This window comes from Aeromonas sp. R5-4 (genome assembly GCF_040908215.1).
Lineage (GTDB): Bacteria > Pseudomonadota > Gammaproteobacteria > Enterobacterales > Aeromonadaceae > Aeromonas > Aeromonas veronii.
The window spans coordinates 41,645-66,143 of record NZ_JBFODG010000030.1 but is presented as its reverse complement, the minus strand read 5'-3'; the positions used below and the strand labels follow the sequence as shown (position 1 = coordinate 66,143).

Below are 24,499 nucleotides of genomic sequence, written 5' to 3'. Positions count from 1 at the left end.
GGCCTTGTGCCCTTTACTCTGTGCAGGCGGCCTTGGCCGCCTTTTCTGTATCGAGCCGGATTCAACCATCACAGAGGTTGCAATGAACGCACTGGAAATCAGCGGCCTGAAAAAGACCTATCAGGGGGGCGTCGAAGCCCTTAAAGGCATCGATCTTACCGTCAGGCAGGGGGATTTCTTCGCCCTGCTCGGCCCGAACGGCGCGGGCAAGTCCACCACCATCGGCGTCATCAGCTCGCTGGTGAACAAGAGCGCCGGCAAGGTGAAGGTGTTTGGCTACGACATCGACAGCGATCTGGAACAGGCCAAGGCCCAGCTCGGACTGGTGCCGCAGGAGTTCAACTTCAGCCAGTTCGAGAAGGTGATCCAGATTGTCACCCATCAGGCCGGTTTCTACGGCGTGCCCAAGGCGGAAGCGAAGATCCGCGCCGAGAAGTACCTGCGTCAGCTTGATCTGTGGGAGAAGCGCGACATGCCTGCCCGCACCCTCTCGGGCGGCATGAAGCGTCGCCTGATGATCGCCCGCGCCCTGATGCACGAGCCCAAGCTGCTGATCCTCGATGAACCGACCGCCGGGGTCGATATCGAGATCCGCCGCTCCATGTGGACCTTCCTCAAGGATCTCAACGAGCAGGGCGTCACCATTATTCTCACCACCCACTATCTGGAAGAGGCCGAAATGCTCTGCCGCAACATCGGCATCATCGACAAGGGGCGTCTGATCGAGAACACCAGCATGAAGAATCTGCTGGGCAAGCTGGGTCGCGAGACCTTCCTGCTCGACCTTGCGCCAGGTTCTGCCGTACCTGAGGTGCCAGAGTTCAACGGCCGCATGCAGGATGAGCGCACCCTTGAGGTAGACCTCGACAAGAGCCAGTCACTCAACAGCCTGTTCGAGCAGCTGTCGAGCCAGCAGGTGCAGGTCGTGAGCATGCGCAACAAGGCCAACCGGCTGGAAGAGCTGTTCGTCAATCTGGTCGAAGAGGGGAGAAAAGCATGAATCTGGCCATCTATTACATCGCCTTCAAGAGCATTCTGGCCAAAGAGGTGAGCCGCTTTACCCGGATCTGGATCCAGACCCTGGTGCCGCCTGCCATCACCATGAGCCTCTACTTCGTCATCTTCGGCAACCTGATCGGTTCGCGCATCGGTGACATGGGCGGTTTCACCTACATGGAGTTCATCGTGCCCGGCCTCATCATGATGTCGGTGATCACCAACTCCTACTCTAACGTCGCCTCCTCCTTCTTCAGCGCCAAGTTCCAGCGCAATATCGAGGAGATGCTGGTCGCGCCGGTGCCCAACTACGTCATCATCGCCGGTTACGTTGGCGGCGGCGTGGCACGCGGCCTCTGTGTCGGCCTCATCGTCACCCTGGTGTCGCTCTTCTTCGTGCCGCTGCAGATCCACCATCTGTTCAGCGTCTGCGTGACCGTGCTGCTCACCGCGATCCTCTTCTCGCTGGGTGGCCTCATCAACGCGGTGTTTGCCAAGACCTTTGACGACATCAGCATCATCCCCACCTTCGTGCTGACGCCGCTCACCTATCTGGGCGGGGTGTTCTACTCCATCAGCCTGCTGCCGCCCTTCTGGCAGGGCGTCTCCCAGGTGAACCCCATCATCTACATGGTGAACGCGTTCCGCTACGGCTTCCTCGGTATCTCCGACGTGCCGCTCGGCACCGCCTACCTCATCATCATCGGCTTTATCGTGGCCCTCTACGGTATCGCCTGGTGGCTTATCTCCCGCGGCACCGGTCTGCGCCACTGATGACCAGAACGGGCACCTCGCTGTGCCCGTTTTTTATTCCCCTGTAGCCCCTTCAACCTGCCAGCCCCCTTCGCAATAACCAGCCTGTTATTAAGGCTTTACCTGACACCTTGTGATCCACCGCAATTTTCGAATCACCCCCAAAGGTATAATTCTCGCGGTTGGATGTGCCGTCACGGATGGCTCGTCCGTCTCTTCATTTCTCTCATCAGGGCAGGATCGCCTATGTCACTTATCACCGAGTTGCCAGCCATATTCGATAGTTTTTCAGATGCCCGTCGTCAGGGCTTTCTGGCTGTAATGGCACTCAAGGAGCGACAGATCCCCCTGGTCGGCACCTACTGTACCTTTATGCCGCAGGAGGTGGCGATAGCCGCCGGCGCCGTGGTGGTATCGCTCTGCTCCACCAGCGACGAGACCATCGAGGAGGCCGAAAAGGATCTGCCCCGCAACCTCTGCCCGCTCATCAAGAGCAGCTACGGGTTCGGCAAGACCGACAAGTGCCCCTACTTCTACTTCTCCGATCTGGTGGTAGGGGAAACCACCTGCGACGGCAAGAAGAAGATGTACGAGTACATGGCAGAGTTCAAACCGGTGCATGTGATGCAGTTGCCCAACCGCGCCGATGACGAGGCCTCCCGCACCCTGTGGCGCAGCGAAATCGTCCGCTTCAAGGAGTTGCTGGAGCAGCAGTTCGGCAAGCCCATCAGCGAGCAGGCATTGCGAGACGCCATCGTGCTGAAAAACCGCGAGCGCCGCGCGCTGGCCGATTTCTACCGGCTGGGCCAGCTCAATCCGCCGGCACTCAGCGGTACCGACCTGCTCAAGGTGGTCTATGGTGCCACCTTCCGCTTCGACAAGGAGCAGCTCATCAGCGAGCTGCAGGAGATGACCCGCCGCATCAAGGTAGAGTATGCCGAGGGCAAGCGGCTCGATGCCCGCCCGCGCATCCTCATCACCGGCTGCCCCATCGGCGGCGCGGCCGACAAGGTAGTGCGCCTCATCGAGGAGCACGGCGGCTGGGTGGTGGGTTACGAGAACTGCACCGGCGCCAAGGCAACCGAGCAGTGCGTCAGGGAAGAGGGCGACCCGTTCGATGCGCTGACCGACAAGTATCTGGCCATCGGCTGCTCCTGCATCTCCCCCAACCACCAGCGCATGAATCTGCTGAGCCAGATGGTGGAGGAGTATCAGGCGGACGGAGTGATCGATGTGATCCTGCAGGCCTGCCACACCTATGCGGTGGAGTCGCTCGCCATCAAGCGCCATGTGCGCGAGCGCCATGGCATCCCCTACATGGCAGTCGAGACCGACTACTCCAGCGCCGACAAGGGACAACTGGCGACCCGGCTGGCTGCCTTTATCGAAATGCTGTGAGGAGGCGTAGTGTCACTCTCCATCGGGATTGACTCGGGCTCCACCGCGACCAAGGGGATCCTGTTCGACCACAGGGATGGCGGGCGTATCGTCCGCCGTTTTCTGGTACCGACCCCCTTTCGTCCGCTGGCCGCCATCGAGCAAGGCTGGGAGGAGCTCTCGTCCGATTTGCCAGAGCGCCCCCACCTGACCCTGACCGGCTATGGCCGCGATCTGGCGTCGTTCGCCGATCGCCGGGTTACCGAGATCTCCTGCCATGGGCTGGGGGCTCGCCTGCTCTGCCCGTCGGTACACACCGTCATCGATATCGGCGGGCAGGATAGCAAGGTGATCCAGCTCGATAGCGACGGCAACCTCACCGACTTTCTGATGAACGACAAGTGCGCCGCCGGTACCGGTCGCTTTCTCGAGGTGATCACCCGCACTCTGGGTGCCCGGGTAGAGCAGCTTGACGAACTGCTGCAAGGGGCCGAGCCCCACGACATCAGCAGCATGTGTACCGTGTTTGCCGAATCGGAGGCGATCAGCCTGCGCTCGGCGGGCATTCCCGCCGAGTCGATCCTGGCCGGTATCGTCCGCTCCATGGCCCGGCGCAGTGCCAATTTTATCGGCCGCCTCGGCGCCCGACCGAGCGTGCTCTTTACCGGCGGCGTCAGCCACTGCGCCACCTTCCGCCACTATCTGGCCGAAGGGTTGGGCTGCGAAGTGGCCACCCACCCGGATGCCCAGTTTGCCGGTGCGCTGGGGGCTGCCCTGTTCGGCGCGCGCGCCAGCACAGGAGGCAAATCATGAATCAGGAGTTTCTCTACCTGTTCCACTCTACCCTCGGCACGGTCAGACTGCGCAAGCGGCTGGAGCAGCACGGTCAGTCGTTTCGGGTCTGCGATGTGCCGCGCCTGCTCAGCGCCGGCTGTGGCCTCGCCATTCGCCTCCACTGCCCGCCAGATGAGTGGCAACAGTGGTGTCAGAACGGTGAAACCGCCGCCGTCTTTCGCTGCGAAGCGGACGGCGACTATCAGGAGCTGGCCTGCTATCCGGCCGATAGCTCGGACATGGCGAAGCAAACGCCAGTGGTTGGCAGTCGGAGTCATGGATGATAAAGAGCTATCCCATGGCTGTTTATCTGCGCATGCTGGCCAATCTGGCTCTGGGAGGATTCTTCCTCGCCTCCGCCGGGTTCAAGCTGATATCCCCCGCCCTGTTTGTCGAGCAGATCGGCGCCTTTGGCCTGATCTGGCCGCTGCTGATCCCGCCGGTGGCCTGGGGGCTGATTGCCCTTGAGCTCTGCGCAGGGCTGGCAGTTATCGCCAACCGGCGCTGGGGACTCTGGCTGGTGATCGGGCTGCTCGCCCTGTTTATTCCGGTGTTGGGCTATGGCGTTGCCATCGGGCTCGACATCTCTTGCGGCTGTCTGGGCAGGGCTGATCTCAGCTCGTTGCCGGAGGCCATTGTGCGGGATCTGCTGCTACTGACGCTTGCGGGCGCCCTGCTGCGAACTTCCCGCCCCGTTTTTCCCGTTCCAAAGGAGTAGTGACATGATGACATTGCGATCCCGCACCCTGGTAGCCTCGCTGATCGCCGCCAGCTTTGCCCTCGCGGGCTGTGGCGACAACCAGTTCGAGCAGGAGGTGAAGCTTGAGCAATCGGCTGTACAGCTGGCACAGGAGGCGCAGCAGGGGGGCTATCAGCTGCTGACCGTGGCCGAGCTGAAGACCCGGATGGACAAGGGCGAGGAGCTGGTGATCATCGACACCATGCCTTTTGAGGACTCCTACAAGAAAGAGCACATTCCGGGGGCCAAAAACTTTGTCTTTGTGAAAGAGGCCAAGGCTGGCGACAACTGGAGCGAGATCGTCGAGGGGAGCGGCACGGCGGAGCAGTTCCAGGCGCTGCTGGGTGAAGACAAGTCCCGCCCGGTGGTGATCTACTGCGGCTTCGTCAAGTGCGGCCGCAGCCACAACGCAGCCGCCTGGGCGGTGACTCAGGGCTATCAGCAAGTCTATCGGGTACCGGGCGGCATCTTCGCATGGAAAGGAGCCGGTTACCCCGTCTCTGCCGAGTAACCGCGTCTGCCCACAAGGCAACACAGCCGATATGAAAGAAGCCCGCAACTGCGGGCTTCTTTCATATTACGTGGCACTCAGGGTTAGCTGGCGGCCTGCTCCTGCGGCTGCTCCGCTTGGGCCAGCTGCTGCTTGCCCAGCAACCGCTTGGTGATCATCGCCGCCATGATGGAGCCGTTGACGTTGAGAGCTGTGCGGCCCATATCCACCAGTGGCTCGATGGCGATCATCACCCCCACAAGCGCGATGGGGAAGTTGAGGGTGGAGAGCACGATCAGCGCAGCGAAGGTGCCGCCACCGCCGACGCCAGCCACCCCGATGGAGCCCAGCGCAATCACCGGCAGCAGGGTGAGCAGGAACAGGGGATCAAACGGGTTGATGCCGAGCATGGGGGCAATCATCGCCACCATCATGGCTGGATAGATGCCGGCACAGCCGTTCTGGCCGAGGTTGGCACCGAACGAGGCGGCAAAGTTGGCGATGCTGGCGGGCACCCCAAGGCGCTGCTGGGTCTCGATGCTGAGGGGGATGGAAGCCGCGCTGCTGCGGGAGACAAAAGCGAAGGTGAGCACGCCCCACACTTCCCGCAAATAGTGCAGCGGGTTCTGACCGATCAGCAGCAGGATCACCATGTGTACCGCAAACATCGCCAGAATGGCGACGTAGCAGACCAGAATAAAGCCGAGCAGGCTGAGGATCTCGCTCATGGGATAGTGAGCCACCACCCGGGCGATCAGCGCCATCACGCCATAAGGGGTGAGCGCAATCACCACCCGCACCATCTTCATCACCCACAACTGCAGGGTGTCGATGGCCACGGCGGCGCGGGCACCCGCCTGTGGATGCTCTGCCTTCAGCTGCAGCAGGGCAACCCCGGCCAACACGGTGAAGATCACCACCCCGATCACCGAGAGACCGCGGCTACCCGCCATATCGGCGGCAAAGTTGGTGGGCACCAGCGAGAGCAGCAGGGTCGGCAGGGTCTGGGCACCGTCGATGGTGCTCATACTCTGTTGCAGGGCGGCCGTGTCGCTGCCGTGACTCAGCAACCCGGCTGCGGTGAGACCGCTCAGGTGGGTGATGGTCATCCCCACCAGACCGGCGATCATCACAAGCATCAGCATGGAGCCGATCAGCACGGCGCTGATCTTGCCGAGAGACTGGGCCTGCTCCAGCTTGTTGATGGCGGAGAGGATGGAGGTGAACACCAGCGGCATCATCACCACCTTGAGCAGGCTGACATAGCCGCCGCCGACGATATTGACCCACTCCAGGGTCTGCTGGACGCCGGCATCATCGGCGCCCCAACCCAGTTGCAGCGCCAGCCCGAACAGGGCGCCAAGCAGCAGACCCGCAAGCACCTTGCGCGAGAGCGGCAACCCTGTGGGTAACCGGGTGAGAGCAAAACAGAGCAGACAGAAAACAAGCGATGCAATCAGGACAAACATCATGAATACCTGTAGCGGCCATCAGGCCAAAAGTGGATAGAAACGAAGGGAGATGCGGGCTGGGCCGCAGAACAAAACGCCGGAATGCAGGAGAGTGCAGGCGTGAAAAAGCAGCGGACGCCCGAGGGGGCGTCCGCTGGCATTCGGGGGAATTACTTCTTTACGGGGGCGTCGTACTGTTCGGGTTCGTCGCTATAGACGCAGACATTCCACTTGGCGGCCAAACCATCTTCCGCCAGACAGTAACGCTCGAAGAAAGCCTTGATCTCCGCGCGCTGGCAGTGCGCCTCGAAAGCAGCCATATCTTGCCAAATCTCGTTGAACACGATGGGAAAGCTCTCCCCCTCGGCAAACGGGCTCGCGATGTGGCGGGTTACCCGATATTGCAGGCAACCATCCTCACGCAGGGTGTTGGGCTCGAGCGCCTGCAGCACCTGAAACAGGGCTTGCTCCTGACCGGGTTTGGGCAGGAATTGGGCAATGCAGTAAACCTTCTTGGACATGGGGTCCTCCTGGTTGTGGCGAGCTCAGGCTTGCTGCAGCGTGACCACTTGATTGTCGATAAGACGGGCCTTGCCCAGATAGGCAGCCATCAGGATCACCAGCTGCGCGCTCTCGTCAGTGGCGGACTCGAGGGTGGCGGCATCGACGATGTCGATGGCATCGGTACGGAAACCGGCATTGTCGAGACGCTGGCTGGCCTGCGCCACCAAGGAGGGCAGGTGGTGGTCACCCGCTTCAATCTGCTCGGCGATCCAGTTCATTGTGCGCGCCAGCTCGGGGGCAATGGCCCGCTCGGTGGCAGTCAAGTAGCCGTTGCGGGAAGAGAGTGCCAGCCCGTCTTCGGCCCGCACGGTGGGCACGCCAACGATCTCGATGGGCATCGCCATGTCGGCCACCATCTTGCGAATGAGCGCCAACTGCTGGTAATCCTTCTGGCCAAAGCAGGCCACATCCGGCTGTACCAGATTGAACAGCTTGGTGACGACGGTACTGACCCCGCGGAAGTGACCCGGGCGCAGCGCTCCCTCCAGCAGATTGGAGAGACCCGGCACCTCGACGAAGGTCTGGCTCGCCAGCCCCTGCGGATACATGATCTCCGGGGTCGGGGTGAACACCATGTCGACGCCGGCCGCTTCCAGCGCAGCGCAATCCTGCTCCAGAGTGCGCGGATAGTTGGCGAGATCCTCAGCCTTGTCGAACTGCATCGGGTTGACGAAGATGCTGACCACCACCTTCTCGGCGTGGCTGTGCGCCTTTTTCACCAGCGTCAGGTGGCCCTGATGCAGGTTACCCATGGTGGGCACGAATGCAATGGCACGCCCTTCACGGCGCCATTGGCTGATCTGCTCACGCAGAACGACGGGATTATTTACGACCAACATCAGCAGTTCACCTTCCGATAAATCAAAAAGAGAGACGGGTTGCATCCACAAATAGCGCTCGGGCGGGATGGGGCACGAACATGGCTATCAGCAGTTCACCTTTAGATGAATCAATAAGATACGGATTAGCTATACAGATTAACTGTGCGAGGCTGACAAGCAGAGACGGGGGCCGCAGCCCCCATCATGCAACCGCCAGGATCAGTTGAAGCAGTGCTCCGGGCCGGGGAAGCTCCCCTCGCTCACCTGCTGGACATAGAGGCGGATGGCGGCACGCACATCGCCGGTCTCGGCCAGGAAGTTCTTGGTGAACTTGGGGACATAGCCGGAGGTGACGCCAAAGGCATCGTGCATCACCAAAATCTGACCATCGGTCGCGGGGCCGGCACCAATGCCGATCACCGGGATGCGAAGCGCCTTGGTGATGCGCTCGGCCAGCGCAGTGGGCACACACTCGAGCACCAGCAGCTGGATACCGGCCGCTTGCAGTTCGAGGGCCTGACGGTAGATCTCCTGCGCCTGAAACTCATCGCGCCCCTGCACCTTGAAGCCGCCAAAGACATGAACGGATTGCGGAGTGAGACCGAGGTGACCACACACCGGCACCCCGTTGCGGGTGAGGTGGCGGATGGAGTCACACAGCCAGTCGCCCCCTTCCATCTTGACCATGCGGGCACCGGCCGCCATCAGGCGGGCGGCGTTCTGGTAAGTCTGCTCGGGGGTGGCGTAGCTCATGAACGGCATGTCGGCGACCACCAGTGCCTTGCTGGCACCGCGCGCCACACAGCGGGTGTGATAGACCATCTCATCCATGTTGACCGCCAGGGTATCCTGACCCCCTTGCAGCACCATGCCCAGTGAATCGCCGATGAGCAGCACGTGGGCCCCCTCGTCGTCGAACAGCTTGGCAAAGGTGGCATCATAGGCGGTGATGGCGGTGAACTTTTGACCGTCCTGCTTCATCTTCAGCAGGCTGGCGGTGGTGATCTTGCTCATAGAGGCTCCTGTACGTCTGCACGCGGGGCAATGATGGCCAAATCATTGTGCGGGCAGCGGGCAACCAGTCGGGCGAGCGGGGTGCCGCAGGGCAGCACCAGAGCAGGCGCAATTTCGGCAAGGGGCAGCAGCACGAACTCCCGCTCCTTCATGCCGTAGTGGGGTACGATCAGGCGCTCATGGTTGATCACCTGATCCCCATAGAGCAGCAGATCGAGATCCAGAGTTCTCGGCCCCCACCGCTCATCTTTGCGCACACGTCCCTGTTCCAGCTCGATTTTTTGTAATTGATCCAGCAGCGCAAGGGGCGCGAGCCGGGTATTGAGCCGGGCCACGGCATTGACGTAGTCCGGCTGGTCAGCAGGCCCCATGGGGCGGCTGCTGTAAAACGACGAGGCCTCCACCAGCACAGATTCCGGCAACCTTGCCAAGGCGGCAACGGCGCGACGAGCCTGACCCAGCGGATCAGACAGGTTGGAACCAATGGCGATGAAGACCTCGGTCATCACGTCTGTTGTCACTCGGCCACTTTCGGTTTGCGGCGACGGGGACGACGACGGTTGCGGCTGTTGCTGCTGCGCTTCTCGCCATCGTGGCTACGGACCTCACCGCGCTCACCGCTTGCCGGGCGACGGGTCGCTTCCCGTTGCAGTTGCGGGCGCACATCCGGATTGGAGGCAACATAACGCTCCCACCAGCTGGCCAGCTCACCGAGACCGCGCTCGACCCGGTTGCGCAGCAACAGGAAGTCGAACGCCGCGCGGAACTTGGGATGCTCCATGGCGCGCTCGGGGTGCTTGCCCTGACGACGGGTCAGCCGCTGTTGCAGTGCCCAGATGTCGCGGACATCTGTGGTGAAACGGCGGGGAACGGCGATGATCCGCACCTGATTGTCCAGCACCTCGTTGATCGCCAGCATGAAGGCGTCATACCAGGGCAGGCCGCTCTCGTTCTCCAGCACCCGACCACGGGCCTCGACGCAGCCCCACAGCAGGGTGGCGTAGAGGAAGGCGGGGGTGACGCGCTTATCTTCGCGGACGCGGGTGTCGGTATCGATCAGTGCCTGCTCGATAAACTGCTCGTAGGGCGAGTTGCCGTGCGGGGTAAACAGCGCAGCCACTTGCGGGAACAGCTGCTGGAACAGGCCATACTCGCGCAGCAGTTTGTAGGTCGCCAGACCGTCGCCAGCCAGGAACAGCTTGAGGGTCTCCTCAAACAGGCGGGCAGCAGGGATGTCTTGCAGCAGTGGCGCCAGCTCCTTGATGGGGGCGGCGGTACGCGGGCTGATGGTCATATCCAGCTTGGCGGCAAAGCGCACGGCGCGCAGCATCCGCACCGGATCTTCACGATAACGGGTCTCGGGATCGCCGATCAGCTCAAGCTTGCGCTCGGCCAGATCTTCCAGACCCCCCTCGAAATCGTGCAGGGTGAAATCTTTGGCGCTGTAGTAGAGGGCGTTGACGGTAAAGTCGCGGCGCTCGGCATCCTCTTCGATGGTGCCGTAGACGTTGTCGCGCAGCAGCATCCCTTCATCAGACTGGGCCGACACATGTTTGCTGGTATTGACCTGATGGTGGTGACCCCGGAAGGTGGCCACTTCGATCACGTCACGACCAAAGACAATGTGGGCCAGGCGGAAACGACGGCCAATCAGGCGGCAGTTGCTGAACAGCGCCTTGATCTGCTCCGGCGTCGCATCGGTTGCGATGTCGAAATCCTTGGGCGTCTTCCCGAGCAGCAGATCCCGGACTCCGCCGCCGACCAGGTAGGCCTCATAGCCCCCTTTGTTCAGGCGATAGAGCACCTTGAGTGCATTCTCGCTGATCTCTTTGCGCGAAATAGGGTGCTGATCACGGCTTAAGGTACGACGTTGACCGGCGACACGGGCTGGAATGGGGGATTCCACCGACTGCTCGCCGTCTTCCTTGCCGAGCACCTTGCGGCAAAAGTTTGCGATCTGGGAAAAAATGGTACACCTCTTCATGACTTCTAAATTGACGGGAGGCCAAAAAATAGCGGCCTATCATAGCTCACGCCTAACCAAATGAAAAACCGTGCTGACAATTGATCCCGCATGAAACCGTCTGCCAGCGAAAATAGCGGTCAATCTGCACATAGCTCAGGCCTGCACAAATGAAAAACCATGTGGCTACTTCAGCTCATTTGAATCAAACCGAGCCAAAAAATAGCGGTCTAACTGCGCATAGCTCACGCCTGACCAAATGAAAAACCGTGCTGACAATTGATCCCGTTTGAAACGGATCATCCCGGTAAAATCACAATCAACAGCGGCAATTTACGCTCAATCAAACAAAAATCACCTGGTCGACTCAGCAATCCGCGAGCGGGATTTTCTCGCTGGCGGGCACCCGTTCTAGCTGCCAGTTAGCGATACCCCATTCGATGATCTCGTCGATCCGGCTCGCCATCAGCTCGGGCGGCGGGCACTGGCCGAGGAAGTGCAGCGCCTGCCACAGGGCCGGTCGCACCTCATCAAGCGCCAGGGCCGGCGCATGGTTCTGCTTGGAGAGCTTGTTGCCGTCGGCCAACACCGCCAGCGGCAAATGCACCCAGTCGGGCACCGGTGCACCCAGGGTCTGGTAGAGGGCAATCTGGCGCACCGTGGGCTCCAGCAGATCGGCGCCGCGCACTATCTCGGTGATGCCGCTGTCCATATCATCCACCACTACTGCCAGGTTGTAGGCGTAGAGCCCGTCGCGGCGACGGATAATAAAATCCTCCTCGGCGAGCGCCGCCGGGACCGCGATATGGCCCTGCAAACGATCGTCGAAGTGGTAGACCGGATGGTGCTGGCGCAGCCGGGCGGCGCAACCTTCGGCCGCAAGCCCGAGGGTGCGGCAGTGGCCGCTGTAGAGACCGCCCGCGGCCATGATTTCGCGCCGGGTGCAGCGGCACCAGTAGAGGTCCCCCGCCCGATAGAGCTGGTCGATGATCTCGTCATAACGGCCGTGGCGCGCGCTCTGGAACATCACCTCCCCATCCCACTCGAGGCCATATGCTTCAAGGGTCTTGAGGATCAGGGCCGCAGCCCCCGCCATCTCCCGCGGCGGATCGATATCCTCGATGCGCACCAGCCAGCGTCCCTGCTGCGCTCTGGCCTGCAAAAAGCTGCCGAGGGCGGCGATCAGCGAACCGAAATGAAGCGGGCCTGAGGGTGAGGGGGCAAAGCGGCCGACATAGGGACGTGCAAAGGGTGAGGACGGGGGATTCACTGGCATGACTGTTCGGGTAAGCGATTCATTGAGGCTGCATTCTGGGGCGCGACCGCCAAAAGCTCAATAAAAAAGGGAGCCCGCGAGCTCCCTTTTTCATATACCAGAGGGTCGGGATCAACCGGCCATCTGTTTTTCCTTGATCTCGGCCAGCGTCTTGCAATCGACACAGAGGTCGGCAGTCGGACGGGCTTCCAGACGACGGATACCGATCTCGATACCGCAGTGTTCGCAGTAACCAAAATCATCGTCTTCAAGCAGCTGCAAGGTCTTCTCGATCTTCTTGATCAGCTTGCGTTCACGGTCGCGGGTACGCAGTTCAAGAGCGAACTCTTCTTCTTGCGCGGCACGATCCACGGGATCCGGGAAGTTGGCAGCCTCGTCCTTCATGTGATCAACGGTGCGGTCAACTTCCTGCATCAGTTGGTTGCGCCAGGCACCCAGGATCTTGCGAAAATGCGCCTTCTGTTGGTCATTCATGTACTCCTCACCCGGCTTTTCCTGGTAAGGCGCGACACCCGCAATGGCCAGGGGGCCCAGAGATTTCCTGTTTTCGCCTGTTGGCATGCCCTGTCTCCTAATTCAGCACGCTACCCGTGCCATCCATAAATTGAGGGCGACATCTATAGCAGAAGGGTAACGGGTAAGCAAACGAGCCGTACCAATAATGTTACCCACTCCAATATTTATGAACTCCCCTCGGGTAACAGGTGGCTGGATTCAAACGGGATAAATCCTTGTGCCACCATGCCTTGCACCACAACATGGGGCCGATAGCATAAAATTTCAACCCCCGCCGCAATTGCCTGTTCAATTAGCAGACTATAGTGCGGATCTATGTGCGCTGCAGGGCGCATCCGGCTTATTCCGGAGTGCAACACCATAAATAGCAGCACGGCTCTGTGACCGGCCGCTTTCATGGCCATCAATTCACGTAAATGCTTGGCGCCACGGGCAGTTACCGCATCGGGGAAGTAGCCCATGCCGGCCTCTTCCCGCTCATCGAGCAGGGTGACCGATTTTACCTCGATGTAACAGTTGCCCTTCTCCTCATCTTCCAGCAAGAGGTCGATGCGACTGTTCTCTTCGCCATATTTCACCTCGGTGCGCAATCTGGCATAGCCGCACAGCGGCGCGATGGCATCCTGCTCGATCAGCTCACGGGCAATCTGGTTGGCGCGCGCCGTGTTGACGCAGATAAAGTGGCCGGCCGGGCTCTCGGCGATCTCCCAGCTATGGGGTAGCTTGCGCTTGGGGTTGTCGGAGGTCGAATACCAGACCCGGGTGCCCGGATCGGCGCAGCCGGTCATGGCGCCGGTGTTGGCGCAGTGGATGGTGATCACCTCACCATTGGCCAGTTCGACATCGGTCAGAAAGCGCTTGTAGCGGGCAACAAGCTGCCCGGATTGCAGTGGCGGCTCGAATATCACGGGTTCGCCCTCCGCGCCTGTTCGTTGTCCCACTCATCCCGAGCGCCCTCATCCTTGGCTCTGGCCCGCAGCGGCCAGCAGGCGAGCGGCTGGTAGCGCACCCCGTCCGGGGTCGAGATCGACTCATAGAGACAAAATTGATCGGCCTTCAGCAGAAAATCGGGGGCCGGCAGGATGGCTGGCGCCTCGCCTGCCTTGCGCGACAGGGTGACATGAGGGCGATAACCCTGTTCGCCATTGCCAAGCCCCAGCTTCTCGCCGTGACGCCGCAGCGCCTTCGCCAACACGGTCAGCTCGTTGGGCCACTCCTTCGGGCCAATCCAGCCAGCCTTGGCGCGGCTGAACCAGCCTGTCTCGTCAAGCCTGATGGTGAGCGGCGGACAGTGCTGGCGCTCAACGGCGGCAATCAGGCGACGGGTGGTCAACTCGTCAGCCTCACCCAGAAAAGCCAGGGTCAGGTGGAGGTTGGCTTGCGGCACCGGCTGACCGGGCCAGGGCAGCTGATCGCGCCAGGCGATGAGCTCGGGGGCGAGCTCCTTGACGGGCAGGGCAAAGAAGAGTTTGGCCATGTGGTGATAATGCCTTTTTCACGCTCATTGGATGGGCCCATTCTATGGCAGCCTTTCGGCCATGTCTCGCCACCCTCCCGCCCGAGTAGCCATCTGCGCACATCCACTCACGGTGGCGCAGGTGGCTGTGGCAGAATAGGCGCCGTTTTACCGGTTGCCACAGAAGGTGCTCATCGCTTTGTCCCAGCTCCCCATCGTTTCGGTATTGCCCGAACTCTTTGCCGCCCTCGACAGCCACACCAGCGTGATCCTGCAGGCGCCCCCAGGCGCAGGCAAATCGACCCTGCTGCCGCTGGAGCTGGTGCGTCAGAACCGGCTGCCCGGCCGCATCATCATGCTGGAACCAAGGCGCCTGGCTGCGCGCAATATCGCCACTTTTCTGGCCCGTCAGCTGGGGGAGAAGGTGGGCGAGCGCATCGGCCTGCGGGTGCGTGGCGAGAGCCGCACCAGCGCAGCAACCCGGCTCGAGATCGTCACCGAAGGGGTACTGACCCGGATGTTGCAGCAAGACCCGGAGCTGACTGGCGTCTCGCTGGTGATCTTCGATGAGTTCCATGAACGCAGTCTGCACGCCGATACCGCGCTGGCCTTCGCTATCGAGAGCCAGCAGGGATTACGCGATAACCTCAAGCTACTGGTGATGTCCGCAACCCTGGATGGCATGGCACTCGAGACCTTGTTGCCGGATGCCCCTGTGGTTCGCTCCGAGGGGCGCGGCTTTCCCATCGACTACCACTACCGCCCCGCCAATCGCCAGCAGTGGCTGGAGCCGCAGGTCGGCGCAGTGGTGCTCGAAGCGCTGGCCGATCAAGATGGCAGCCTGCTGGTCTTTCTGCCGGGACAGGGTGAGATCGAGCGGCTGGCACAATGGTTGGCAGACAAACTGCCGGACGACGTGACCCTCGCCCCCCTTTACGGTCGCCTCGATATGGCGGCCCAGCAGGCGGCCATCGAACCGGCACCTGCGGGCCGCCGTAAGCTGGTGCTCACCACCAATGTGGCGGAGACCTCCCTCACCATCGAGGGGATTTCGGTGGTGATCGACAGCGGACTGGAACGACGGGCTTCCTTTGATCTGAAAAGCGGCGTTACCCGACTGGAGACCCGCCAGATAGCCAAATCCTCCGCCACCCAGCGGGCCGGTCGCGCCGGTCGCCTCGGCCCCGGTATCTGCTACCGGCTCTGGAGCAGCGAGGTGCAGGAGCGGCTCGCCGAGCAGAGCCCGCCAGACATCCTCACTCAGGAGCTGACCGGCCTGCTGCTGGACGCCGCCCAGTGGGGGGCAAAGGTGGAAGATCTGCCGCTTCTCGATATGCCTCCCGCCGCCGCGGTGGCCAGCGCCCAGCGGCTGCTGGTGGCCCTCGGCGCCATGAAGCCGGAGGGTGAGCAACAACTCACTCCCGCTGGCCGCACCATGGCGGCCTTCGGTACCCACCCTCGCCTCGCTCGCATGCTGCTGCGCGCCCGCGAGCTGGAGTCCGAGGGTCTGACAGGGATTGTCGCCGATGCCGCTTATCTGGTGGCGTTGCAGGAAGAAGATCTGCGAGGATCGGAGCGCCTCTCTGTGCTGTTCCACCGCCGTCAAAGTGCCCTGCGTCAGGGGGCGGCTCGCTGGTTTGAACGGCTTGGCGTGCGCCCTGCCAGTGCGCAGGGTCAGTGGCTGGGGCTACTCTGCGCCCTCGCCTGGCCGGATCGCATCGGCAAACTGCGCAGCGGCAGTCGCTATCAACTCAGTGGTGGGGTGAGCTGCGATCTGGTAGAAGGTCATCTCTGTCAGGGACAAGGGGCGCTGATCGCCATCGAGATGGGGCAGAACGATCGCGGCAGCCGCATCTTTATCGCCGAACCGATAGAGCTGGATGAGCTGGCGCGTCTGCTGCCGGAGCTGGTGAGCGAGCGCCAGTGGTTCGACTGGGACGAGCGCGAGGAGCGGGTGCGAGCCGAACGCCAGCAGGTGATCGGCGAGCTGGTGCTGAGCCAGCGACCGCTGACCGAACTCTCTGACGAGCAGAAAGGGCGCTGCCTGCTGCAAGGCATTCGCCGCAAGGGGCTGCATGTGCTGCCGTGGGACGAGAGCAGCGAAGGGCTGCTGGCCCGTCTGCGCTGCGCCCGCGACTGGCTGCCCGATGAGGGGTGGCCCGCGATGGATGAGGAAAATTTGCTGACCACGCTGGAACAGTGGCTGCTGCCAGCGGTGAGCGGCATGACCCGGCTGGAGCAGTTGAAAAAGCTCAATATGAGCGACATCCTGCGCCAATCCCTGCCCTGGCCGTTGCCCAAACGGCTGGACGAGGCGCTGCCGAGCCACTTTGCGGCACCGACCGGCAGCCGGGTGCGGATCCGCTATCAACCGGGGCAGGCACCGGTAATCCCGGTGCGTATTCAGGAGATGTTCGGGCAAGGTTCGACCCCCTGCGTGGCCGATGGCCGGGTACCGCTGGTGGTGGAGCTGCTCTCCCCCGCCCAGCGACCGCTGCAGATCACCGCCGATCTGGCCGCCTTTTGGGCTGGATCCTACGAACAGGTGAAGAAAGAGATGAAGGGACGCTATCCCCGCCACTACTGGCCGGATAATCCGCTGGAAGCGATGCCGACCAGGGTCACCAAAAAGAAGATGGGCATCTAGGTTCGATGGGTTAATCCCGCTCGGACGTTCGCGAATGCGACATAACAAGTAGAAAGGAAAGCAAAGAGGATTTATGGCAACCCAACGACGCAAGCGAGCCCCCAAGAAGGCAGCGCCCAAACGCACCATCTGGCGCAAGCTGTTCTGGCTTGGCTTCAAGCTCTCCCTGGTGGTGGCGGCCTTTATGGTGGTGTTTGGCATCTACCTCGATACCAAGGTGCGCGAGCGCTTCGATGGCGAGAAGTGGCAGCTGCCGGTGATGGTCTACAGCCGCCCGCTGGAGCTCTACCCCAGCCAGCGCCTGTCGCGGGACCAGATGCTGCGCGAGCTCAACATGCTGAGCTACAAGCAGGTGCGCCAGCCTCACACGCCGGGTGAATACACCATCAACGGCAACCGCATCGAGCTGATTCGCCGTCCGTTCGAGTTCTATGATGGCGCCGATGGGGCCCGTGGCCTGCGCCTCACCTTCAACGGCCCGCGCCTCGAGGGGATCCAGTCGCTGGAGAACCAGCGCCAGCTCGGTTACGCCCAGATGGACCCAGTGCTGCTCGATCGCCTCAATACCGAAGATCGGGAAGATCGCCTGCTGGTGCGTATCGCCGAGGTGCCCGACAGCCTGCTGGTGACCCTGCTCACCACCGAAGATCGCGACTTCTACCAGCATGGCGGCGTCTCGCCGGTGGCCATCATGCGCGCCATGTTCGCCAACCTGATCGCGGGTCGCACCGTGCAGGGGGGCAGTACCCTGACCCAGCAGCTGGCCAAGAACTTCTTTCTGACCCGTGAGCGCAGCCTGTGGCGAAAACTGCAGGAAGCCTATATGGCGGTGCTGATCGACTATCGCTACAGCAAGGACGAGATCCTGGAGTCCTACCTCAACGAGGTCTATCTGGGGCAAAACTTCTCGCAAGGGGTCTATGGTTTCGGCCTCGCCTCCTACTTCTACTTCGGCATTCCGGTCAACGAGCTGGATATCGATCAGGTCGCCCTGCTGGTCGGTCTGGTGAAAGGCCCCTCCTATTACGATCCCTGGCGCTTCCCGGAGCGGGCCAAGACCCGCCGTGATCTGGTGCTGAAGCTGCTGATGGATCACGGCAGCCTGACCCAGGCCGAATATGAGCTGGCCAGCCGCCAGCCCCTCGGCATCATCGCCCGCGGCCAGATGAGCTATGGCCGCACCCCGGCCTTTATGGGACTGCTCAAGCGAGAGATCCAGAGCCGCTTCGGCGCCGATCTGCTCAAGCAGTCCGGCCTCAAGATCTTCACCAGCCTCGACCCCATCGCCCAGCACGCGGCCGAGCGGGCGGTCGAATCGGGCCTCGCCGATATCGAGAAACTGCGCGGCAAGAAGAAGCTGGAGGCGGCCATGGTGGTCTCCGACTGGCACAAGGGCGAAGTCGTCGCGCTGGTGGGTGGCCGCGATCCCCGCTACGCCGGGTTCAACCGGGCGCTGGATGCCCGCCGCCAGATCGGCTCGCTGGTGAAACCGGCGGTCTACCTCACCGGTCTCTCCAACGGCCTGACGCTCGCGACCCCACTCAAAGATCAGCCGATCCGTATTCGCGGTCAGGATGGTCAGGTCTGGACGCCGCAGAACTACGATCGCAAGTTCCGCCAGAGCGTGCCGCTGATGGATGCGCTGGCCAGCTCCCTCAACGTGCCGACCGTCAATCTGGGTCTGCAGGTGGGGCTGGAGAAGGTAGTCGACACCCTGCACAAGCTGGGAGTCCAGCAGGAGATCCAGCCCTACCCGTCGCTGGTGCTGGGGGCGGTGGCCCTCTCCCCGCTGGAGGTGAACCAGATGTATCTGCCCATCGCCAATCAGGGGCTGACCCAGCCGCTATCGGCCATTCGCGCCGTGGTGAACGGGGATGGCAGCCTGCTCTATCAGCATGATCAGACCGCCAAGCGGGTCACCGACCAGCAAGCAAGCTGGCTGACCCTGTTCGCCATGACCAAGACGGTGAGTCAGGGTACGGCCCGCGCGCTCAGTGCCAAGTTCCCCAGCGCCACCATGGCGGCCAAGACAGGCACTACCAACGAGCTGCGCGACTCCTGGTTTGCCGGGATGGACAACAACGAGCTGGTCAGTATCTGGGTCGGTCGCGACGACAACACCCCGGCGGGCTTGACCGGTGCCAGCGGTGCCCTGCAGCTCTTTAGCGGCTACATGAGCCAGCGCGGCGTCAACAGTCTGGGATTGAAGATGCCGGAAGGGGTCACCTGGGCCAACTTCTCCCGCGCCAGCGGCACCCGCGTCACCAGCGACTGCCCGGGCAGCCTGCAGGTGCCGGCCAAGGCATCCACCATGGGCTCCCCGGCCGGTTGCGCCAGCAGTGCGTCGCCGCGCAGTGCACTGGATGACTGGTTCGGCGGTTTCTTCAACTAGATCAACGACACGGGCAGCGCAGGCTGCCCGTTCACTATGCTGCTGACAAGGAAACACCATGACCTTTCCGCTGTTTGACGCCATCCACCATGTGGCCATCATCGCCAGCGATTACCCACGCTCGCGCCACTTCTACCACGAGGTGCTGGGGCTGCCCATCATCGCCGAGACCCTGCGCGAAGCGCGCCAGTCGTGGAAACTGGATCTGGCCCTGCCGGACGGCAGCCAGCTGGAGCTGTTCAGCTTCCCCTCGCCTCCCGAGCGCCCCTCCAGGCCCGAGGCGTGCGGCCTGCGCCATCTCGCCTTTCGGGTCAGCGATCTTGACCGGGTCATCGCCCACCTGCTGGCCCATCAGGTCGAGGTAGAGCCGGTGCGGGTGGACGAGCTGACCGGCAAGCGCTTTACCTTCTTCGCCGACCCCGACGGCCTGCCGCTGGAGCTATACGAAGCGCCGCGCTGAGCCTGAGTCGGTCAAACAGTCGGCCAAACAAAAAGCCGCCCGGCGAAACCGGGCGGCTTTTCTTATTGCTTCAGGTCATCAGGCGGTAGTCAGCATAACGACAGCCAGCGCCATCACCATCATGCCAGCCCAGCCGATGGGCTTGAGCCGCTCACCGAAGAAGAGCAAACCGCCCAGCGCCGTACCGACGATGCCGATAGCCCCCCAGGTGGCGTAGGCAACAGCCAGGTCAATCTGGCCGCCACTTACCGCTTCCGAGAGCAGGGTAAAGGCGCCGAGTACCAGCATGATTCCCAGGAATCCCCACCCCTTGTAACGAAAACCCTTGGAGCGGTTGATGGCCATGTTGGCGCCGATATCGATCAGTGCGGCACCCAGTACAATCACAAACGGACTCATGCTGTGGCCTCCGCTTCTACTGACTTGTCTGCGGGCTCATCATGGGTCTCCCCCATGGTCACCATAACAATCCCCACTATCGCGAGAGCCAGGCCAATCAGCGCCTGAACGGTCACATCGTAACCAAGGAACATGACCGACACTATGGTGATCAAGGTGATCCCGAGACCCTCCCAGAGCGCAAACGCAATACCAATGGAGATTGTTTTGGCGGCTTTCGCCAGCAACCAGTACGAGAAACCGATCAACAGCCACATCGGGATGTAGTTCATCCAGCCAGCTCCCTGCTCGGGGATCATGGCCATGCTGGAGGTACCGGCGACCTCGGTCACGATGGCACCGGTCAAAAACAGCCGGGCCAGAAACATACGACTCAATAACATATAAGATGCCTTTGTTGCTTCGACGGGAGAGATGGTAAACGGGGAGAAGCAACTCGCGACAATCGCTCAGCGTCGATTATTCCGACGCCACAGGTTTGCCTTGCCTTGGTTCGGCACGCTAAGGTGATGGTGAAAAACTCCGCCACAGCCTGTAAAACATGAAGCTATATCAAATAGAACTCTTTGTAGAGTCCGCCAATAGCGGCTCTATTGCCAACACCGCCCGTCGCCTCGGCAAAAGCCGCAGCGCCGTCAGCACCTCCATCGCGGCGCTGGAAGTTGAGCTTGGCGTCGAACTTTTTGAACGAGGTGCCAATCAGAGTCGGCTGACCGAGATCGGCGAGTTGGTGCTGGATGATTGCACCCGCCTGCTACAGGCAGCCAACAGCCTGCAGCAGAAGTGCAAACATTACGCCTCGGGGGCCGAAGTGGCGCTGCGGGTTGCCCGCGATGACGCGATTCCCGAGCCGGTGTGGCGCGAGATGCTGGCCAGCCTGCACAATCAGTTTCCCGGTACCAGTATCTCTCTGGTGCTCGCCTCCCCACCCGAACTGCCGGCGCTGGTGGAAGAGGGATTCGTCGATGCCGCTTTTGGCCTTATTACCGAAGATCAGGAGCGCAGCGGCCTCAATATCGACGTGCTCAACCCGATCCGCACCCTGATGGTGGTGGCACCCAGCCATCCGCTGGCCGGACTGAAGCGGGTCAAACAGCAGGATCTGACCGATCACACCCAGGTCACCCTCTCGTATGTAGATGAATTTTCGGTAAAAAGCCTGCTACCTGTGGGGGGCATGCATATCGGCCTCTCCAGCTTCGAGTTGATGCGCAATGCGGTGCTGGACGGGCTGGGCTGGGCAGTGCTCCCCTCGCCGCTGATCCAGAGTCAGCTGCGACAAGGCTCCCTGCTGACCCTGAAACACAAGTTCAGCCTGCAGTGGCGGGATTACGGGGTCTATCTGGCGGAAAACGCCTATCACGGCAAGGTGTTGGCCTGGTTGAAGAAGTCGATCCAGGGGTATCTGGAACCTTTCGAGTAGCGATAAAGAGGCGGAGCCAGCTCACGATATCTGCTTATCCTGATGATCCGAGCGGATGTGATCGTGCATACTGTTCACATACTCATTGAGCGCCGGAGGCGTAACCGATATGAGCAGTGCCCAAGACAAGGACGATATCTTGCTGGACGACGACATCATCGAACTCGATGATGAGGAGGTCGTGGTCCCCAAGGCACTCAACCCATGGCAAGTACTGATCGTGGATGATGAGCCGGATATCCATCATGCTACCCGCCTGGCCCTCTCCAACATTCACTACAAATCCCGTCCGCTGGAGCTGCTCAATGCCTACAGCGGCGCCGAAGCTGGCCGTATGCTGGAGGCCAATCCCAGGATTGCGCTAATCCTGCTCGATGTGGTGATGGAGACCGAAGATGCAGGTCTGCGGCTGGTGCACCGGATCCGTAACGAAATGCACAACTCGCTGGTGCGGATCGTGCTGCGTACCGGCCAACCCGGCCAAGCCCCCGAGCAACGGGTGATCCTCGATTACGACATCAATGACTACAAGACCAAGACCGAACTGACGGTACAAAAGCTTTACACCACCGTCATCGCATCCCTGCGTTCATACGAAACCCTCAGTGCCATCGACAAGAGCCGGCAGGGGCTCGGCAAAATTCTGGAAGGGGCGGGCGATCTCTACCATCTTCATTCACTCAAGGAGTTTGCCTCCGGCGTGCTGAAACAGATCAGCGCCATTCTCGATGTGGGCACCGAAGGGGCAATCTGCGCCGAGCGCCGTCCCGGCGAACAGGGGCTGGAGATCCTCGCCGCCACCGGCGACTACGAGACTCTGCTGGATGATGGCAAGATCACCGACTTTCCCACCCTCAATGACTCGGTCATGAAGGCACTGGCGGCGCGCTGCAACCGCTTTGAACACCCGCAGGACTCCCTCTATATCGCCGCCCAGAATGGTCGCGAGTTCGTGCTGAGTTTTACCCCGACCCAGCCTCTCGATCCCCTCGAGTGCGATCTGCTGGATGTCTTCTGCCAGCGCATCTCGGCGGCCTACGACAACCTCTATCTCTACAACCAGTTGTTGCGCGCCCAGGAGGCCACCGTGGTGGCGCTGGCGGCGCTGGCGGAGTTTCGCGACTCCGACACCGGCGAGCATGTCTTGCGGGTGCAGAAGCTCTCGGATGCCATCGTGGCCGAATTGAAGCAGATGACGGCCTATCCCGAGCAGCTGACCCCGGAGTTTGTCGAGATGATCGGCATGGCCTCCATCCTGCACGATGTGGGCAAGGTGGGCACCCCGGACCATATCCTGCACAAGCCCGGCCGTTTCGACCCGGAAGAGCGGGCCATCATGGAGCAGCATGCCGGCATCGGCGCCAATATCCTGCACAAGGCGGGCGAAATGGTGGAGGGAACCAGCTACCTCTCTCTCGGCGCCGAAATCGCTCGGGGCCACCATGAACACTTCGATGGCAAGGGCTACCCGCAGCAGCTGGCTGGTCAGCAGATCCCGCTGTCGGCGCGGATTGTGGCGGTAGTCGATGTATTCGATGCCCTGCTCAGCAAGCGCCCCTACAAGGAGCCCTGGACGCTGGCGCAGACCATGGAGTATATCCAGTCCCGCTCCGGCACCCAGTTTGACCCTCATGTAGTGACAGCCCTGTCGCGACTGGTCAACGAGTCGAGACTCCCCTACTCGCTCTGACCCCCTTTGCTCGCAACTCCACATGCCCTGCCGGTGACCAAGGTCAGCGGCAGGGCATCAAAACAGCCGTTTTGTTTCATCCCGCACACATCAAAGTGCCGCAAAGCGGAAACATCCCCCTTCTTTGTTAGCGATATCCGCTGAAATATGGTCATTTAACATCACATCGCTATAATATCGGCCTGCAAACCTGATACTAACAACGAAGGAATTATCATGAGCCTGAACCTGGTACCGGCCGGCAAGAGCCTGCCCGACGATATCTATGTCATCATCGAAATCCCGCAGAATGCCGACCCGATCAAATACGAAGTCGACAAGGACAGCGGTGCTATTTTCGTCGATCGCTTCATGTCTACCCCGATGTTCTATCCGTGTAACTACGGCTACGTGAACGCGACCCTCTCTCTGGATGGTGACCCCGTCGACGTACTGGTTCCGACCCCCTACCCGCTGCTGGCCGGTTCCGTCATTCGCTGCCGCCCGGTTGGCGTGCTGAAGATGACCGACGAATCTGGCGAAGATGCCAAGATCGTTGCTGTACCGCACTCCAAGCTGACCAAGCAGTACGACCACATCCAGGATGTGAACGATCTGCCGGAACTGCTGAAAGCCCAGATCCAGCACTTCTTCGAGCGCTACAAAGAGCTGGAAGCGGGCAAATGGGTCAAGGTGGAAGGTTGGGGCGACAAGGCCGCTGCCGAAGCCGAGATCAAAACCTCTGCCGAGCGTTACGCTGCCAAGTAAGCGTCACCCGGTATGAAAAAGGCGCCTTATGGCGCCTTTTTTGTTGGTATTTGCGGCAGCTGATCGGCCGCATCTCCGGCAGGATTGCCCTGAATGTATATTTCACGACCATCTTTCTGGTAGGGACGATAGTAATCACCGCCACAGCGATAGCCGCCGCCCGGCTGGCTCATCAGCTCGCAGTTGACCGGCAACACCTCCAGCCACTTGATGGCCTGCTGGTAGCGCAACCACTCCTGCCATTCGTGTTCGCGCGCCAACTGATCACGCAGGGCAAAGGTATCCGCAACAGACATCCCCTTGTTGACGATCACCTGACCCGCCATGGCTGGCAGGCTGAGCAGCCCAAACAGCACTATGATCCAAGGCTTCATAACCCCTCCAGAGTGACTTAATTTCACAATTAAATTAAAAGTCACATCAATCTGTTATCCAGATCACAAAACGAAACATCACCAAAGTGGTGCCGGCTCACCTAGTTGTTAATTATC

Annotated in this window: 26 protein-coding genes; 13 read left to right on the top strand and 13 right to left on the bottom strand. The window is 61.2% G+C overall.

Going from position 1 to position 24,499, the window contains the following annotated elements; genetic code table 11:
• The first annotated feature begins 82 nt into the window (after positions 1-82).
• The 7 genes from AB5Y83_RS15695 (at position 83) to AB5Y83_RS15665 (ending at position 5,210) form a co-directional block, all read left to right on the top strand.
• Positions 83-1,000: an ABC transporter ATP-binding protein gene (locus AB5Y83_RS15695; protein WP_019445350.1), complete on the top strand. Its 918-nt coding sequence runs from the start codon at positions 83-85 to the stop codon at positions 998-1,000.
• Positions 997-1,770 (top strand): ABC transporter permease, encoded by a 774-nt coding sequence (locus tag AB5Y83_RS15690; RefSeq protein WP_005362866.1) that lies wholly within the window; start codon positions 997-999, stop codon positions 1,768-1,770. The genes AB5Y83_RS15695 and AB5Y83_RS15690 overlap by 4 nt, the downstream gene beginning before the upstream one ends.
• A 225-nt stretch (positions 1,771-1,995) precedes the next feature.
• Positions 1,996-3,147, top strand: coding sequence for a double-cubane-cluster-containing anaerobic reductase (locus AB5Y83_RS15685; RefSeq protein ID WP_368175479.1), 1,152 nt, complete (start codon positions 1,996-1,998; stop codon positions 3,145-3,147).
• Positions 3,148-3,156: 9 nt separating this feature from the next.
• Positions 3,157-3,939 (top strand): acyl-CoA dehydratase activase, encoded by a 783-nt coding sequence (locus tag AB5Y83_RS15680; RefSeq protein WP_368175478.1) that lies wholly within the window; start codon positions 3,157-3,159, stop codon positions 3,937-3,939.
• Positions 3,936-4,244, top strand: coding sequence for a DUF3343 domain-containing protein (locus AB5Y83_RS15675; RefSeq protein WP_064339450.1), 309 nt, complete (start codon positions 3,936-3,938; stop codon positions 4,242-4,244). Before AB5Y83_RS15680 ends, AB5Y83_RS15675 begins: the two co-directional genes overlap by 4 nt.
• A 14-nt stretch (positions 4,245-4,258) precedes the next feature.
• On the top strand, positions 4,259-4,678 hold the full coding sequence (locus AB5Y83_RS15670; protein WP_232489825.1) for a MauE/DoxX family redox-associated membrane protein: 420 nt from the start codon (positions 4,259-4,261) through the stop codon (positions 4,676-4,678).
• Positions 4,679-4,682: 4 nt separating this feature from the next.
• The gene (locus AB5Y83_RS15665) at positions 4,683-5,210 is read left to right on the top strand and encodes a rhodanese-like domain-containing protein (RefSeq protein ID WP_368175477.1); all 528 of its coding nucleotides are present in this window, start codon (positions 4,683-4,685) and stop codon (positions 5,208-5,210) included.
• An 83-nt stretch (positions 5,211-5,293) separates the two neighbouring features.
• Here the strand turns inward: AB5Y83_RS15665 and AB5Y83_RS15660 are convergent, their stop codons facing one another.
• From AB5Y83_RS15660 to thpR, 10 genes are all read right to left on the bottom strand, one after another.
• Positions 5,294-6,658 carry a cation:dicarboxylase symporter family transporter gene (locus AB5Y83_RS15660; protein WP_368175504.1) on the bottom strand — a complete coding sequence of 455 codons (1,365 nt, stop codon included), beginning with the start codon at positions 6,656-6,658 and terminating at the stop codon, positions 5,294-5,296.
• A gap of 152 nt (positions 6,659-6,810) precedes the next feature.
• Positions 6,811-7,161 (bottom strand): putative quinol monooxygenase, encoded by a 351-nt coding sequence (locus AB5Y83_RS15655; RefSeq protein WP_005354654.1) that lies wholly within the window; start codon positions 7,159-7,161, stop codon positions 6,811-6,813.
• Positions 7,162-7,185: 24 nt separating this feature from the next.
• Positions 7,186-8,043 carry a pantoate--beta-alanine ligase gene (gene panC / locus AB5Y83_RS15650; RefSeq protein ID WP_368175476.1) on the bottom strand — a complete coding sequence of 286 codons (858 nt, stop codon included), beginning with the start codon at positions 8,041-8,043 and terminating at the stop codon, positions 7,186-7,188.
• A 201-nt stretch (positions 8,044-8,244) separates the two neighbouring features.
• Positions 8,245-9,039, bottom strand: a complete 795-nt coding sequence (gene panB, locus AB5Y83_RS15645) for a 3-methyl-2-oxobutanoate hydroxymethyltransferase (protein ID WP_042063124.1) — start codon at positions 9,037-9,039, stop codon at positions 8,245-8,247.
• Positions 9,036-9,545 carry a 2-amino-4-hydroxy-6-hydroxymethyldihydropteridine diphosphokinase gene (folK, locus tag AB5Y83_RS15640; protein ID WP_005354659.1) on the bottom strand — a complete coding sequence of 170 codons (510 nt, stop codon included), beginning with the start codon at positions 9,543-9,545 and terminating at the stop codon, positions 9,036-9,038. The genes panB and folK overlap by 4 nt, the downstream gene beginning before the upstream one ends.
• A gap of 11 nt (positions 9,546-9,556) precedes the next feature.
• Positions 9,557-11,023, bottom strand: coding sequence for a polynucleotide adenylyltransferase PcnB (gene pcnB / locus AB5Y83_RS15635; RefSeq protein ID WP_139440709.1), 1,467 nt, complete (start codon positions 11,021-11,023; stop codon positions 9,557-9,559).
• Positions 11,024-11,369: 346 nt separating this feature from the next.
• On the bottom strand, positions 11,370-12,278 hold the full coding sequence (gene gluQRS, locus AB5Y83_RS15630) for a tRNA glutamyl-Q(34) synthetase GluQRS (RefSeq protein WP_368175475.1): 909 nt from the start codon (positions 12,276-12,278) through the stop codon (positions 11,370-11,372).
• 111 nt (positions 12,279-12,389) lie between these two features.
• Positions 12,390-12,839: an RNA polymerase-binding protein DksA gene (dksA, locus tag AB5Y83_RS15625; protein ID WP_005335644.1), complete on the bottom strand. Its 450-nt coding sequence runs from the start codon at positions 12,837-12,839 to the stop codon at positions 12,390-12,392.
• 119 nt (positions 12,840-12,958) lie between these two features.
• Positions 12,959-13,702, bottom strand: coding sequence for a DNA/RNA nuclease SfsA (gene sfsA, locus AB5Y83_RS15620; protein ID WP_368175474.1), 744 nt, complete (start codon positions 13,700-13,702; stop codon positions 12,959-12,961).
• Entirely contained in the window at positions 13,699-14,271 is a 573-nt protein-coding gene (gene thpR / locus AB5Y83_RS15615; RefSeq protein WP_368175473.1) for an RNA 2',3'-cyclic phosphodiesterase, read from the bottom strand. Before thpR ends, sfsA begins: the two co-directional genes overlap by 4 nt.
• A gap of 178 nt (positions 14,272-14,449) precedes the next feature.
• Here thpR and hrpB point away from each other — a divergent pair, with 178 nt between their 5' ends.
• The 3 genes from hrpB to AB5Y83_RS15600 all read left to right on the top strand — a co-directional run bounded on the left by hrpB (position 14,450) and on the right by AB5Y83_RS15600 (position 19,749).
• Positions 14,450-16,897: an ATP-dependent helicase HrpB gene (gene hrpB / locus AB5Y83_RS15610; protein ID WP_368175472.1), complete on the top strand. Its 2,448-nt coding sequence runs from the start codon at positions 14,450-14,452 to the stop codon at positions 16,895-16,897.
• A 73-nt stretch (positions 16,898-16,970) separates the two neighbouring features.
• Positions 16,971-19,289: a penicillin-binding protein 1B gene (gene mrcB / locus AB5Y83_RS15605; protein ID WP_368175471.1), complete on the top strand. Its 2,319-nt coding sequence runs from the start codon at positions 16,971-16,973 to the stop codon at positions 19,287-19,289.
• 58 nt (positions 19,290-19,347) lie between these two features.
• Complete coding sequence (locus AB5Y83_RS15600) at positions 19,348-19,749, top strand: VOC family protein (protein WP_100645137.1); 402 nt, start codon at positions 19,348-19,350, stop codon at positions 19,747-19,749.
• 78 nt (positions 19,750-19,827) lie between these two features.
• Here AB5Y83_RS15600 and AB5Y83_RS15595 read toward each other — a convergent pair whose 3' ends face one another.
• Both AB5Y83_RS15595 and AB5Y83_RS15590 read right to left on the bottom strand, forming a co-directional pair.
• Entirely contained in the window at positions 19,828-20,148 is a 321-nt protein-coding gene (locus tag AB5Y83_RS15595; protein ID WP_005335659.1) for an SMR family transporter, read from the bottom strand.
• Complete coding sequence (locus AB5Y83_RS15590) at positions 20,145-20,531, bottom strand: multidrug efflux SMR transporter (RefSeq protein ID WP_368175470.1); 387 nt, start codon at positions 20,529-20,531, stop codon at positions 20,145-20,147. Before AB5Y83_RS15590 ends, AB5Y83_RS15595 begins: the two co-directional genes overlap by 4 nt.
• 158 nt (positions 20,532-20,689) lie before the next feature.
• On the opposite strand from AB5Y83_RS15590, the gene AB5Y83_RS15585 reads away from it, so the two are divergent.
• The 3 genes from AB5Y83_RS15585 (at position 20,690) to ppa (ending at position 24,008) form a co-directional block, all read left to right on the top strand.
• Positions 20,690-21,571: a LysR family transcriptional regulator gene (locus AB5Y83_RS15585; RefSeq protein WP_076492513.1), complete on the top strand. Its 882-nt coding sequence runs from the start codon at positions 20,690-20,692 to the stop codon at positions 21,569-21,571.
• A 109-nt stretch (positions 21,572-21,680) separates the two neighbouring features.
• Positions 21,681-23,261, top strand: coding sequence for a DUF3369 domain-containing protein (locus AB5Y83_RS15580; protein WP_005354680.1), 1,581 nt, complete (start codon positions 21,681-21,683; stop codon positions 23,259-23,261).
• A 216-nt stretch (positions 23,262-23,477) separates the two neighbouring features.
• Positions 23,478-24,008, top strand: coding sequence for an inorganic diphosphatase (ppa, locus tag AB5Y83_RS15575; RefSeq protein WP_005335667.1), 531 nt, complete (start codon positions 23,478-23,480; stop codon positions 24,006-24,008).
• 26 nt (positions 24,009-24,034) lie between these two features.
• On the opposite strand, the gene AB5Y83_RS15570 is transcribed toward ppa, so the two are convergent.
• The gene (locus tag AB5Y83_RS15570; protein WP_219264406.1) at positions 24,035-24,382 is read right to left on the bottom strand and encodes a hypothetical protein; all 348 of its coding nucleotides are present in this window, start codon (positions 24,380-24,382) and stop codon (positions 24,035-24,037) included.
• Positions 24,383-24,499: the final 117 nt, after the last annotated feature.